The sequence below is a fragment of the Pseudomarimonas salicorniae genome (assembly GCF_023156535.1).
Lineage (GTDB): Bacteria > Pseudomonadota > Gammaproteobacteria > Xanthomonadales > Xanthomonadaceae > Pseudomarimonas > Pseudomarimonas salicorniae.
On record NZ_JALNMH010000025.1, the window covers coordinates 1 to 13,737 of the forward strand.

Below are 13,737 nucleotides of genomic sequence, written 5' to 3' on the forward strand. Positions count from 1 at the left end.
GGCAGGAGCAAGAGGTACTGACTGGGGATCATCAGCCAGAAACCTGTCGCGCACGCTCGACTGGGAGTTCGATGGTTATGTTCCCCACGCGCCTGCTAGCTAACTACGTATTCGAGCTGACCGGGGGGAGAGGTCATGGTGTTTTCTGATAAGTTGCCGGCCAACGGCAGCTCAATACGGCGTTAGCTTTTCTGTGAATCGACTGCATGCACGCTGATGAATACAAAAAGCGCTTTGAGCCAGAGTCGTCACCCGGCTGGGACGCCATCGATCTGTGCCTGCGGGAGCGCTATGGCGAGCAAACTCCAAAACACTTTGCCAATCCGGTGCCATTCGCACTCGGTGGCGAGAACCCGTTGCAGGGGGTCAGCATTTACGACTATCCAGCTGAGCCTGCCCACCTGCATTTCGTAACGTATGGTCTGTCTGAGCTCTTCTACAACGAGGAGGCGGCCGGAGGAGAGTTTAGTGGCTTCGGGTTCGAGTTGACTCTTCGTTTGGAGAAACCTACTTCAGAGGGTGAAGTTCCGTACTGGGCCATGAACCTACTCCAGAATATCGCGAAGTACGTGTTCTCTTCCAAGCGCTGGTTTGAGCCCGGTCATTTCATGCCGGCTAACGGTCCTATTTGCCTTGGTTCGAGCACGCTTGTCACTGCATTGGTCATGGTCGAGGACCCAGAGCTCGGCACTATATCAACGCCCCACGGCCAGCTTCAGTTTGTTCAAGCGTTCGGCGTGACACAGCAAGAGTACGAGGCTATTCGCGACGGCAAGCTCGATTGCTCAGGTTTCATCGAGCACGAAAAACAGACGAACCCGCTCTTTATTACACGGCTCGGTCGCGCAGAAAGCTAACTACGTATTCGAGCTGACCGTTGGGAGAGGTCATGGTGTTTTCTGATACGCTGCCGGCCAACGGCAGCTCAATACGGCGTTAGCCAGCTATGGAAATGACTTCGCTTCTTGACCGCATTCGCTCGTTTAATGTTGACGCCTTAACTGCGGCCATTGCGACCGCTGGAGATGTGCACGTTGAGCCCGCCCTGTGCGACAAGCAGGGCTGCCTTGTTGGCGAGGGTGACTGGGGCCTCCCGATACGAGTTGATTACCTGGTTCGGGGGCGTGAGTCTGAAAGTAGCGAACCCATCAGCCCATCTCGCGCGCTATCGTTCGATCCAATAACCTTCCAAGTCGGCCAGATTACCCTTGAGCTACGCCCATTTGGTTGGGATTGGCTGCCGCTATTCGTTGACCAGGAGCCCCGTGTTGTCGGGCCCGCCTTGAAAGAATGGTTCTTGGCCTGGTTCGACACAGAGGACACTAACACTCTAGACGAGCACGGGCTCTACGGTGTAGTGCACTTCCTCTCTGACCCAGAGCCTTCCCAAGGCGGTTCGGCCCTAAATATTGATCTTGGATCCGCTCCGGTTGCTTGCTTCACTTCGCTCCTTGAGCACCTAGCGGCTGCCGGTGTACATCTCGCGCGAGCTGGCTAACTACGTATTCGAGCAGACCGGATGGGACAGGCTTCGACGTTTCCTGAGATGATATCGGTCCTCGGCCGCTCAATGCAGCGTTAGGGCCCGTGCCAACCGTTTCGGAGATCTGGATGAGAATGCTAACGGCCTTGCTGGCCACCCTCGTCGCGGCACATGCCATCGCATCCAACCCAGGGGGCGTCGAGATCCCCTCCGCGGAGTCTCTCCAAACAACCATCGCCGCAATGGACTCGGCGGTGTTCAATGCATTCAACCGATGCAGCGATCCGGAACAGCTTGAAAGACACGCGAGCTACTTCGCCGCGGACGTCGAGTTCTATCACGACATGGGTGGAGTCACTTGGACCCGCGACGCGATGCTGGCAAGTACCAAGAAGCATGTGTGCGGCAACTTCGGCCGTGAGCTAATCCCCGACACACTTCAGGTTCACCCCATCAAAGACTTCGGCGCCATTTCGCAGGGTACACACCGCTTCTGCCAGTTCGCGAGCGGTAAGTGCGAGGGCCTAGCGGACTTCACGATGATCTGGAGGCACAAGGACGGGGCCTGGCAGGTAACTCGTGTGCTTAGCTACGGTCATCGGGCCGCCGGCGGCGGGCCCTAGGGAAGGTCTGAACAAGTGGATAGCAGGGCGGCCGCCTTCATCGCGGCGCCTTGGTGTTAAGAGCCGCAATCATGGACACCCACAACCTAGTCCCATTCCGACACGTCAACGCGGCGTAGTCTGATAGCCGACAGGATTCTGGCCGCCCATGCTGTCCCCATGGGCTACCCAAGATCCCAACTCGTCTCGCTTGGCGCGCCGGGCACCTTCCACTGCGTCTCCCGATGCGTCCGAAGGGCATTCCTTTGTGGAGCCGATCCGCTCAGCGGCCGCTGTTTCGATGGCAATCGTGGACACCCACAACCTAGTCCCTTTCCGACGACTCGGCGCGGCGTAGTCCGATAGCCAGTGGATTTCCGGCCGCCCATGCTGTCCCCATGGGCTACCCAAGATCCCTACTCGTCTCGCCTGGCGCGCCGGGCACCTTCCACTGCGTCTCCCGATGCGTCCGCCGGGCCTTCCTTTGTGGAAGGGATCCGCTCAGCGGTCGCTGTTTCGATCATCGCAAGGACTGGATCGAGGCCCGGCTGCACGAGCTGGCCGGAGTCTTCTCAATCTCGGTGCTCGCCTATGCGGTGATGAGCAACCACGTGCACGTCGCGCTCCGTGTTGAGCCAGAGCACGCTGCGAGTTGGTCGGATGAGGAGGTCGCCGAGCGCTGGGTGCGGCTGTTCCCGGCCCGGGTTGATGGGGTGATCGACCGGGAGGCCTGTCGACGCAAGGCCTGGGTGTTGACCGGCAATGCCGAGCGGATCTCCCTGCTGCGCCAGCGCCTGGCAGACCTGTCCTGGTTCATGCGCTGCCTGTCCGAACCCCTGGCGCGCCTTGCCAATGGCGAGGATCGATGCACCGGCCGCTTCTGGGAAGGACGCTTTCGCTGCCAAGCGCTGCTCGATGACGAAGCGGTGCTGGCCTGCATGGCCTACGTGGACCTGAATCCGGTACGCGCCGGGGTGGCGGACGACCTGCCCGGGTCGGCGTATACATCGATCAAGCAAAGGCTGGGCAAGTCCCATGACCGTGGAGAATCTCCGCTCAGGGAGGTGGCGGGCCCCGCGGCGATTGGCTTCCTGCCGATCAGTGAGCAGGACTACATCCGGCTTGTGGACTGGGCCGGGCGGCAGCTGGCACCGGGAAAGCGCGGTGTCATCGATGAGTGCGCGCCACCTGTCCTTCCTGCTCGTCTCGACCCGAACGCCTGGCTGGCAAAGGTCAGCGGCATAGAGTCCAGATTCTGCCGGGCCATCGGCAGCGCCCGGGCGCTTCTCGACAAGGCGCAGGAGATCGGCCAGCGCTGGCTGATGGTCAGGCGGGTGGCACGGCTGCCGATGTAGGCAAGGCAACGTCCGGCCATCTGAAGACTCCAGCCTCGGAACTTCGATCCTGGCCTGATGGCCTCCCTGCTCGTCCCGCAATGCCAACCGGAGCTGGTTGGATTGTCGGCACAGCGAGCAGACCGGTACACCTTTCGGAATCCACGGCACCTGGCGTCGTTGCCGCGCGTTCCCGACGAGCATGGCCTGCATCGGCCGTCGCACGTGGGTGTCTACGTTTGCGTCTGGACCGGGCCGGCTTGTGGGTGCCCACGAATGCGTCGCCAACCACCCAAAGCAACATTCGATGCAGCCAGTCCTAGGAAGAATCCTTGACGCCCAGACAGCCGGATACGAAGATCCTGCGCATTGACCCGTTTTTGGGGTCAACTCTTAGTTGGCCTACCTTGGAGTCGCCTTCGTGGATCTGGGAATCGTTTCACTCATAGTAAGCGTGTTCGGATTGGCACTTGGCTTCCTATCGGCGAAGGCTCAACTACGCGCTTTATGGGGCGGCTTTGTTAGGAAGCGAGACGACCTAGTAATCGGCATGATGAAGCGTCGAAGGGCAGCTGCAGTTCATTTCCTAAATCAGCCTAGCGCACTTATCGCCCATCTTGGGAAAGTCACTTTGCTCGCCGGATTCCTCTTCTTTTTTGTGTCCCCAACCGTTTCATACCTAGCCCGAAAGTACTTGGGAGGTAGCCTATCCGGCATTGGCCCTGTAATTAATGTGGTCGTTGGTGCTGTCGTGGGCGTAATGCTGGGCCGGCTCCATACTCTCTTTGACGATATATCTGATGCTGCGCGATGACTTCACGCTGGCGCCACGAAGAGCACAATCATCACAATCATGGACACCCACAACCTAATCCCTTTCAACACCTCGACGTGGCGTAGTCCGATAGCCAGTGGATTTCCGCCCACCGATGCTGTCCCCATGGGCTACCCAAGATCCCAACTCGTTCCGCCCGGCGCGCCGGGCACCGTTCATTGCGTCTCCCGCTGCGTTCGAACGGCATTCCTTGGTGGTTCTCGCGCATTCTTCGAAAACATCGGCAGGAATCCTCCGCAGTGAGATCCCACGGATACTTGTTCGCGCTTCTCCTGAGCCTCGTCAGCGCGTCCACCCTTGCGCAGGTGCCTGGTGCGGATCTTGAACTGGATGTATCCCCTGCTGGGCTGGTCGTCATCGAGACCGGCGGGGTGGCAAGTATCAACCTGCGTGTATCCAACCTTGGAGCCAGCGCGGCTCAGCAGCCCGTTGTCCAGTTTGGCTCATTCAGAACGGGGCCGAGCCGCGCTTTCGTCATACGCCGAGGGGCGGAGCCTGGCTGCAGTTTCGATCTCATTGGTGAACCGGCCCCGCCCCCTCAGGAGCCTGAGGTCGCGATCAGGGCATTCATGGCCGACGCCATCCCACCGGGCGGGAGCGTCGCCTGCAATATCGAGATCGTTTCAACTGGAGTTCCGGTCCCCACGACGGGAATTCTGTTCCGGGCGTTTGAGCTACCCGGACCTTTCGGCCCCGGGGGCAGAGTCGACCCCAACCCGTCCAACAACTCGGCGACGTTGCAGCTGGGCGTCATCAGGCCGGGGCCCACAGAGATTCCGGCTTCATCGCGCCCCTTCCTTCTAGTGATGATCACACTTACCGTCTGGCTGGCTCTGCGAACCGGAGCAAATAGACGCTGGTGCTAGCGCTCCGCCGCGTCAATCGCCTTCTCGGGGCCCCGCGCAGACACCATGAAGAGGTTCGCGCTCTGGATCGCCATCGCTCTCGCAGCTGCGCTTGTTGCCGCGACGGTTCCGCCTCCCACCTGTGATCAGTGCCCGATGGCAAGTCTCACCTTCCCACACGGACATCCAGCGGATCCGTAGGCACTCGAACACTACGACGCAAAGGCGCAACGCCCGATCGCGGGGTGGATTCGGGGCGTGGGCCGCGTGGTGCTGAACGTCCTGGTGCCGGGGACCGGCTACCGGGCCTCTAGTTTCCTGACATGATGTCGGCCAGCGGCCCCTCGCTGCGACGTCAAGACTCTTTCATCCCCGTTGGAGTATCAGGTGTACAGAAGAACGCATCAGCTTGTTGCGCTCACAGTCGCTCTGATCATCGGTGGCACCGACTGCACTGCCAAACCGACAGGAACCGGATCGGCGCCTGCTGACGGCGAAAGATTGACGGTCCTGGTTGATGCGTTCGGGTCGCAGTCGAATCTGCACCAGGACTGGGGCTATGCAGCCCTGGTGGAGTACGGAGGCAAGCGAATCCTGTTCGATACCGGCAACGACTCGGCAGGGTTCGAGAAGAACGTGCGCCGTCTGGGCGTGGACCTGACTCGGTTGGACGGGGTGGTCATTTCCCACCGCCATGGGGACCACACCGCAGGGCTTCGCTATGTGCTGAGCGTGAATCCAGGCGTGAAGATCTACGTTCCGGATGACGAGGCTTTCGGCGGCCCCACCCCCGAGGCATTCTTCAGGCAGCCGGAACCCTCGCTGCCCGCGGAGATGCGCTATTTCAACGGCACGGTTCCGAGCGTTATCCCCCACGGCAGCGCGTGGACGGAGGCCAGTTTTGTCCGGGTATCCGAGACGTTGGAGATCGCTCCCGGCTTTCGGCTGGTTCGAAACATCTCGTCCACTGAACATTTCAGTGAGACGCCTGAACTGTCTCTCGTTATCGACACGCCGAAAGGTCAGATCGTGGTGGTCGGTTGCTCCCCCGGGATCGAACAGATCGTAGCGTCGGTGGCCAAGCACGACCCAGACATCCATATGGTGATCGGAGGTCTGCACCTCGTTACTGCTCCCAGATCCGAGATCGAGCGTCTGGCTGTGTCCCTCCACGAGAAGTGGAAGATTGACCGCATTGCGCCCGGACACTGCACCGGAGAACTCATGTTCGCAGCGCTCTGGAGACGATTCCGCGAGAACTATCTGTACGCGGGCGTGGGCACCGTCATCGACCTGTCGTAGCGGAGAGAATGTCCTTGCACCTCAAACGCAGCGCGGCGGCTCAGCAGTTCATCCACACCGCCACCGCGTCGCGACACCACGCAGCTCGATTACTGTGATAAGCCGGATTGTCGAGCGCTCACCCTGCTCTCTCACTTCATCGTTGGAGGCCTTATGGCAAAGCTGACTGTCCTGTACGGACACCCCACGGATACGAAGGCGTTCGAGGACTACTACGCGCAAACGCACCTGCCGATCGCCGGCAGGATACCGAGCGTGACCCGTCTGGAGCTGACCGTCTTCGCACCGGGCCCCGATGGATCGCCCCCCGCCTACTATCGGATGGCAGAGCTCTACTTCCCGGACGCAGCCAGCATGCAGGCCGCGCTCGCCTCCCCAGAAGGCGCGGCAGCCGCCAACGATCTTCCCAATTTCGCCTCGGGCGGCGTCACCATGCTTGCTGGCGCAGTTGAGGGGTAGGGCTCTCGGCCTGCTGGCATCACGATGTCGGGCGATTAGACTTTTCGCCTCTGCGTCGCTGGCCGCAGACCTCCGAGATCCGATCTGAGACGCCCGAACGGCTGTCGGGGCGGACCACGCTCCGCAAGAGCCCTTAGGTTGAACCTGAATCGCCCTCCAGCTGCGTGACGTAATTCCCCACGTGTTCGGACCTGACAACTGACCTGAGGTGACCTTCTCCATGCCCCTGCTCCGCCTCGTCCTCGCAGCCTTGCTACTTGTCATACCGGCCGTCGGTGCCTGTGTCACCGCTGAGCAGAGCGCTGCCGAACTTTTCGCGAAGTACGTCAGACTGGGTTCCAGCTACGACGCTTCGCTGGCCGACCTCTACGCCGATACCGCCCTGATCACCAACAAGCGCACCTATCCGCATGGAGAGGTACGGGAGATCACCATCCCCGCGCCCCAATACAAGCAGCTGATTCGCGCCGCGATGCCGATGGCCAGGAGCAGGGGCGATATGAGCACGTACTCCGAAGTTACCTACATGACGCAAGGCGAGAGGGTGCGCATTTCGGCCACCCGGTTTTCCGAACTGAAGCAGTACAAGAGCCCGCTGACCCTGGTGGTGGGGGCGAGCAGCACAGGCGACTGGCTGATCCTCGAGGAGCACTCCGAATCCCGACCGTGAGTCTCGGCTGACCGATTACAGGCCGCCGGGTTTCCGCTGAGCGCTTCATGAGACGCGGCCAGTCGGCCGGCGTCGGCCCGACGCAGCCTTCTCCGGGACGAGAAAGCACATCGATGGACCTCGCACTCTTCGATTTCGACGGCACGATCACCGACCGGGAGACCATGCCCGACTTCATGCGCCGGGCAGTCCGGCCGCGGCGCCTTGCGTTCGGCTCGGTCCTGCTGTCTCCGCTGGTGATCGGCTACAAGGCTGGGGTGGTGCCGGGCACGCACATCCGGGCGGCGATCTGCCTGTTCGGCTTTGCCGGCGTAAAGGTTGAGGAAGTTCAGGCCCACGGCCTGCGCTTTGCCCGCGAGTATCTGCCGGCCACCTTGCGTGCGGACGCGATGGCGCGGATCGCGTGGCACAAGGCCAGGGGCGACCGCGTGGCGGTGGTCTCGGGTGGGCTTGATCTCTATCTGCGTCCGTGGTGCGAGGAGCACGGCCTTGAGCTGCTGTGCTCGTCGCTGCAGCACCGCTCGGGCCGTCTTACCGGCCGCTACGATGGACCGCAGTGCGTGCGACGACGCAAGGCCGAGGCGGTCCAGGCGCGGTTTCCGCGCGGGGAGTACGGCAGGGTATTCGCCTACGGAGACACGCCGGAGGACCGAGAGCTGCTCGCGCTGGCCGATGAGGCCTACTACCGCTGGCAGCCCGTTTCTGCGGGATAGTCGGGCGCACCATCCCGCCGGGAGGGGTTTCAGTGTGTACCGAGCGTTCTCCGACCCGGGTCCGCCCGACCCAGTCAGGGTCGGCGCCATGATCCTGTTCAGCGCATGGGCCTTGACCCTGCTCTCGAAGCTGATCGTCGTGCTTTCGCTCTGGGGCGCGGTCTCGCCTTCGGGGCTGGTCGATGTCGTGCGCTGGGCCATGCGCCGCGGCGGGATGGCGGTCGCGGTCGGGGTTCGTCTTGTCCTCGCCGCGCTGCTATGGGCAACGGCGGCGCTGTCGCACACGCCCACCCTCTTTCTGGTGCTGGCCGCCCTGATGCTCGCCGCTGCGCTGGGATTGGTGCTGATGGGTTCCGAGCGGATCACCCGATTGATCGATCGCGTAGCGTCCTGGCCGCCGATGGTCCTGCGGCTACAATGCGCGCTCGGCGTCGCCTTCGGGGTGTTCCTCATATGGTCGGTCTCACCGGTTTGGATGGGGGCTTAGCGGGACTCCGTTGGAGGCCGCGGGCTTGCGCATGGCGCGGCCTCCCCACCCGGCCTCCGGGTGGACCGGCGTGAAGTTCAGCGATCTGGAACACGCCGCGCTGCGGTTGAACGACCTCTACGAGCAGCTTGAATCCAAACGCTGGGGACGCGTCTGGACCACGCAGGAACTGGCGCTCGGCTTCATGGGCGATGTCGGCGACCTCGCCAAGTTGATCCAGGCCGACGCCGGCGTGCGAACCATCGAGGACCACCAGGCCAAGCTCGGCCATGAGCTGTCGGACTGCCTGTGGTCGATCATGGTCCTGGCCCGGAAGTGCGGCGTCGATCTGGAGGCGGAGTTCCTGCGGAACACCCGCGAGATTTCGGAGCACGTGAGCCGCGAGTTGGCGAAGTAGGCGACGTACCGATCATCTGCGTACGAATTCGCAGTACGCGCAACCTGGCTGCTGGAAATCACCGGCTCGCGCCACGCGGATGCGCATCATGGGGCGCCTGCCGAGCTGAGGACGCAGAATGGATGGGCGGTTGATCGACTCCTTCAGGGCGACGGCTGCGGCGTCTGACAGAGGACCGTGCTGCAGACGCCAAAGAAGGCCGCAAACCGACGTTCGCCAACGGCTCGGATGGGCGAGCGCTTCGTAGGAGCGGACATGGCCGCGACCGCGGAGAGTCGCTCTGGCCGGGGTCTGTGGCGAACTCACTACGCTGCGGTCGCGCCCATGTGCGCTCCTACAGTCGGACTTCGTTGAGTTGGTTAGCGAAATCAAGAACGCCGGAACAGTAACGCGAACGAAGGGCGCCCAACAGATCTCGCGATCGACGAACAGAGCGCCGCAGAGCCAGGCTCGCTCGACTGCCGGACCCCTGGGATCGCCGTACCTCGACGGTGACGCGTCCATGCTGGACAACCCCGCGACACGTGGAGTGCTATGCGTCATCGTCCTCAACCACCGCTGCAGCTGACCGTGTCTGCATAATCGGCGTCCGGAGCAGTTGGAATGCGCAGCGTGCTTCTGGCCCGGAAGCTCTGGAGCGCATCAGTCCCGCCCTGGAACCTCGTTCGATGAATCTGATCCTGTTCGCACTTCTTGCCCTGCCCGCTTCGAGCGCCAGCGCATCGGACTGCGCCCGGCTGCCCGGGATGCTCCAGTACGACGGGCAGGCGCCGGTTGCTACCTGCCGCTGTTCGTCCGACGAGCTGGCTCGGGTCGGGCTGACGCTCGCGGAGGGCTGGTCGCTCTCGGCGACCTGCGGGCTGCGATGGTCGCTGGCCGGGCCCGAGATCGACCTCGGCTCGCAAGCCGTGACGCTCGACGAGTACACCGATGGCCAGCTGCCCCAGGGCTTTCTGCTGATCGAAGGCGCGACGACATTGACCGGAAAGCTCTCGTACGAGCCTGGCAATGCCGGCGACCTGCGTTTCGATGCCGCGGCGGGTGCCATTGCCCCGCAGGACAAGGCATTCGGCGCCGAGGTCGCCTCGCTCAAGCTGTTCGGACCGCAAGGCCAGGCGCTGGTCGCGGCCGGCCCAGCGGACCTCGATTGCTGGAGCGCCGACGCTGAGATCGACCTGTCCAGCATCTGGGTGCTGATCGGAGATTCCGACCAGGCGGGTGCTCACCCGGCGGAGTACGAGGTCAGAGTTGTCGGTCCGTATGAGGGCTGTGGGGGCGAATAGCGGCGTCTGCGGCGTCCTGGCCGGCAGGGGCCAGGCTGATGCGACACTGTGCGCCCTCTCCGGATGATCAACCTTTCCATGAAGCCCATCGCGCTCGTCTTGATGCTGCTGCTACCGGTCTGCTGCCTGGCTGAGGAGGTCTGTGACTCGGCCGTGACCACGGTCGAGTTGAACGCGTGCGCCGCCAAGGAGCTGGAGAAGGCCGAGGAGGCACTGAACGCGACGTATCGCCGGGTGCTGGGCCAGCTGGCGGAGGCCGGGGAATCGGATCCGGATGCGAAGCTAGCAAGAGAGCAGCTGGTCGCCGCCCAGCGCCTGTGGATCAAGTATCGCGAGGCGGACTGCCGCGCGGTGTTCACCCTGCACCAGAGCGGCACGATGCGCACCCTGATGGAGCTGGGCTGCATGAGCGGCCACGCCACCCAGCGCACCCGGGAGCTGGAGTCGTTCATCCAGTAGGCGAGAAGTCTGACTTCCGGGCCCTATTCCCACGCAGGCCCGACAGGTGCCGAAGGAAATGCGGCCCGGTCAGACCGCTCGTTGACCCAGGTTCGCTGGCTTATTGACCGAGGCTTCTCCCATGAAACGCATCTGCCTGACGCTGCTTCTGTCCGCGGCGACCCCTTTGACGCTGGCGACGGACAAGACCTGGCATCCGGTCGAAGCCGGCTGCCACGCGCAGCCTGTCTACGGTTCGCTGGCCTCGTGGCGCGAGGCGCCGCATTCGTTGTCAAGCATCCGCCTAGCCGTGGCGCCGGACGCAGATCGCGGCCCGACGATCACCGTCGCGCTCGACCGGGGACTTCATCGGGACCTCAAGGCGAACGGCGAGCCGGTGCTGATTGCGGCGGTGGGCGACCGGACTCGCACCTGTGTCCACCGCATGCCGCTTGCTGCCTGCGAACCCGCCGAGGGCGTGCGCGATGAGCTGGTCTCGCTTTCTATCCCGCTCTCCCGCGACTTCGATGCGGACTTCTCCATCCGGCTTCACGCCACGCGGTATCACCTGCAGTGGCGCGACGGCGCCGGCGAGGCCAACTCGCTGGCCTTCCTTGACACTGAGCACCCCGTATCGGTGGCGGTGACCCGGGCCATCGACCGCCTGCAGCCATGCTGGGCGCCGGCCATGGAGGCGTGGCGGGGTTCGCACTGAGCCCACCGTGACGACCGGCAGGTTCGCTCGCCGATTCGGGCAGTCCAGTATGCGTGCTCGTTCGCGTCGCCCCCTGCTGCTCGCCCATGGAGGAACATGATGAGACGACTGGCTGGATTCCTTGCCTTGCTGTTGTCCGCGACGATCGCATTGGCTGCGCCCGCCGAGGTGCCCGAACCGCGCATCAAGCAGCTGGTCTCGGCGGTGAACGAGGCCAGCAATCGAGTGATGCGGGCCGGGTCCAGCGCCCGTGATGTCGATGCGCTGTTCAATCTGTACGCTGACGACTTCGTCTACGTGCACAGTGCCTACGGCGGTGAGTACAGCCGGCAGCTTCTCTACGACAACTCGATGAAGAACCTGGAAGCCGGTCGGTACAAGCTCGAAGGCGACCGCTACACGATCGTCAACATGATCGTCGGCCTGAACGCGGCGGCGGTCGAACGCGTGGAATCGAAGTCCGGAAAGCACCATCTGTCGGTGTTCGAGTTCGAGGGCGACAAGGTGTCCCGCATCACCGAGTACTGGAAGTAGCGCGTGACAGGCCACCGGCCGATCCCGGGCAAGCATTGATCTCCCCCACCCCCTGCGGGCCGTTTTCCCACCCATCCAACTATCCGGCCCGGAGGATTCAATGAAGGCTGACACGCTCCGTTTCCTGCTGTTCCCCATGGCCGCCCTGCTCTTCTGCGCCGCCCATCTCGGCTACGAGTGGTTCACCGGCGGGGTGCAGAGCCATCATCTGCTCGGTCGCGATGACCTGCCCGAACTCTCGAACTGGCTGGGGCTGCTGGTGCTGCCGGCGCTGGGCATCGGGGTCGGCCTGCGGGCCCGAAAGCTGGATTCGTCCACCCGACCGGCGCGGCGCGCCCTCTGGGCTGCAATCCTGGGCGCCCTCGCCTACGGCGCCGCCTTGGCCATTACGTTCGAACTGGACGCCACGGCCGTCACCGCCGTGATCTTCTTCGGTCTGTTTGCCGTGGCCCTGGCGTTCCCGATCTATCGCGTGGAGTACGTCTTCGGCTGGGTCATCGGCATGAGCTTCACCTTCGGCAGCATGCTGCCCCTGCTCTGGGCGGTTGTCTTCGGCGGACTGTCCCTCGTTGCCCGCTGGCTGGGTCGGCATGCGCTGGCGCTGTTTGGACGCATGCGCGCGGCGCGGGGGGCGGTGGGGTAGATTCTGCGCGACCATCGCCGCGGTGGCCGTGACCCGGCCACTGTTGGCCATGGTCCTTTGATTGGACCGGTTGATCGAGTGGTTTCCATGCGCCCCGCTCTGCTCCGAGCCGTTCGTGCTGAGGTATCGAAGCATGAACGGCGCTGCCGTCGTGCGGCTTCGCCCTTCGATACCTCAGGGCGAACGGGCTGCGTGGAACTGCACGTAGGCCGCTACCGGGACGGCGCGGACTAAGCCCAGACTGCGGAACGTCGAATCGCTGCGGTCGCGGGCAAGGCCCGCTCCTACAGAAAATGCGCTTCGTCACCGCTGTGGGAGGGCACTTGGGCCCGACCGTAGAGATTCGTTCTGCCACGGTCCGTGCAAGCGCCAACACACCGCACTCCTCCGAGCCGTTCGTGCTGAGGTTTCGAAGCATGAACGGCGCTGCCGTCGTGCGGCTTCGCCCTTCGATACCTCAGGGCGAACGGGCTGCGTGGAACTGCCCGTAGGCCGCTACCGGGACGGCGCGGACTAAGCCCAGACTGCGGAACGTCGAATCGCCGCGGTCGCGGGCAAGGCCCGCTCCTACAGGAGAAGCGCTTCGTCACCACTGTGGGAGGGCCCTTGGGCCCGACCGCCGGAGTTCGTTCTGACCGCGATCCGTGGAGGACGTCTCACCCCGCTCTGCTCCGAGCCGTTCGTGCTGAGGTATCGAAGCATGAGCGGCACTCCCATCGTGCGGCTTTGCCCTTCGATACATCAGGGCGATCGGGCTGCGTGGAACTGCCCGTGGGGCGCTATCGGGACGGCGCGGACTGACCCCGGACTGCGGAAGGTCGAATCGCCGCGGTCGCGGCCATGTCCGCTCCTACGCAAGCAGCGCTTCGTTGTGGTTGTAGATGCTATGCGGGCCGTCCGCAGTTAAACCTCTAATTGGGACCAACCAACGGAGGCGAACATGCGAACGGCCCGCGAGTGGGAAGTGTATGTCGGAGAGGTGGTGTTGTTGGTGGCG

14 protein-coding genes are annotated in these 13,737 nt (G+C 63.3%); all 14 read left to right on the forward strand.

What is annotated here, in order from left to right; genetic code table 11:
- The first annotated feature begins 206 nt into the window (after positions 1 to 206).
- The 14 genes from M0G41_RS18335 to M0G41_RS18400 all read left to right on the forward strand — a co-directional run bounded on the left by M0G41_RS18335 (position 207) and on the right by M0G41_RS18400 (position 12,740).
- Positions 207 to 857: a suppressor of fused domain protein gene (locus M0G41_RS18335; protein ID WP_248211676.1), complete on the forward strand. Its 651-nt coding sequence runs from the start codon at positions 207 to 209 to the stop codon at positions 855 to 857.
- A gap of 772 nt (positions 858 to 1,629) precedes the next feature.
- Entirely contained in the window at positions 1,630 to 2,106 is a 477-nt protein-coding gene (locus M0G41_RS18340) for a nuclear transport factor 2 family protein (protein ID WP_248211677.1), read from the forward strand.
- 377 nt (positions 2,107 to 2,483) lie between these two features.
- Positions 2,484 to 3,440 carry a hypothetical protein gene (locus tag M0G41_RS18345; protein WP_248211680.1) on the forward strand — a complete coding sequence of 319 codons (957 nt, stop codon included), beginning with the start codon at positions 2,484 to 2,486 and terminating at the stop codon, positions 3,438 to 3,440.
- A 2,046-nt stretch (positions 3,441 to 5,486) separates the two neighbouring features.
- On the forward strand, positions 5,487 to 6,401 hold the full coding sequence (locus M0G41_RS18350; RefSeq protein ID WP_248211681.1) for an MBL fold metallo-hydrolase: 915 nt from the start codon (positions 5,487 to 5,489) through the stop codon (positions 6,399 to 6,401).
- 153 nt (positions 6,402 to 6,554) lie between these two features.
- Complete coding sequence (locus M0G41_RS18355; RefSeq protein ID WP_248211682.1) at positions 6,555 to 6,860, forward strand: EthD family reductase; 306 nt, start codon at positions 6,555 to 6,557, stop codon at positions 6,858 to 6,860.
- A gap of 220 nt (positions 6,861 to 7,080) precedes the next feature.
- Entirely contained in the window at positions 7,081 to 7,530 is a 450-nt protein-coding gene (locus tag M0G41_RS18360; RefSeq protein WP_248211683.1) for a hypothetical protein, read from the forward strand.
- A gap of 113 nt (positions 7,531 to 7,643) precedes the next feature.
- Positions 7,644 to 8,243: an HAD family hydrolase gene (locus tag M0G41_RS18365; protein WP_248211684.1), complete on the forward strand. Its 600-nt coding sequence runs from the start codon at positions 7,644 to 7,646 to the stop codon at positions 8,241 to 8,243.
- Between the two features lie 88 nt (positions 8,244 to 8,331).
- Positions 8,332 to 8,730, forward strand: a complete 399-nt coding sequence (locus M0G41_RS18370) for a hypothetical protein (protein WP_248211685.1) — start codon at positions 8,332 to 8,334, stop codon at positions 8,728 to 8,730.
- Positions 8,731 to 8,800: 70 nt separating this feature from the next.
- Positions 8,801 to 9,127, forward strand: coding sequence for a nucleoside triphosphate pyrophosphohydrolase family protein (locus tag M0G41_RS18375; RefSeq protein ID WP_248211686.1), 327 nt, complete (start codon positions 8,801 to 8,803; stop codon positions 9,125 to 9,127).
- A 746-nt stretch (positions 9,128 to 9,873) separates the two neighbouring features.
- The gene (locus M0G41_RS18380; RefSeq protein ID WP_248211689.1) at positions 9,874 to 10,410 is read left to right on the forward strand and encodes a hypothetical protein; all 537 of its coding nucleotides are present in this window, start codon (positions 9,874 to 9,876) and stop codon (positions 10,408 to 10,410) included.
- Positions 10,411 to 10,488: 78 nt separating this feature from the next.
- A complete protein-coding gene (locus M0G41_RS18385; protein WP_248211690.1) occupies positions 10,489 to 10,869 on the forward strand; it encodes a lysozyme inhibitor LprI family protein in 381 nt (126 codons plus the stop codon).
- Positions 10,870 to 10,972: 103 nt separating this feature from the next.
- Positions 10,973 to 11,563, forward strand: a complete 591-nt coding sequence (locus tag M0G41_RS18390; protein WP_248211692.1) for a hypothetical protein — start codon at positions 10,973 to 10,975, stop codon at positions 11,561 to 11,563.
- Between the two features lie 99 nt (positions 11,564 to 11,662).
- Positions 11,663 to 12,097: a nuclear transport factor 2 family protein gene (locus tag M0G41_RS18395; protein WP_248211693.1), complete on the forward strand. Its 435-nt coding sequence runs from the start codon at positions 11,663 to 11,665 to the stop codon at positions 12,095 to 12,097.
- A 100-nt stretch (positions 12,098 to 12,197) separates the two neighbouring features.
- Positions 12,198 to 12,740, forward strand: coding sequence for a hypothetical protein (locus tag M0G41_RS18400; protein WP_248211694.1), 543 nt, complete (start codon positions 12,198 to 12,200; stop codon positions 12,738 to 12,740).
- Positions 12,741 to 13,737: the final 997 nt, after the last annotated feature.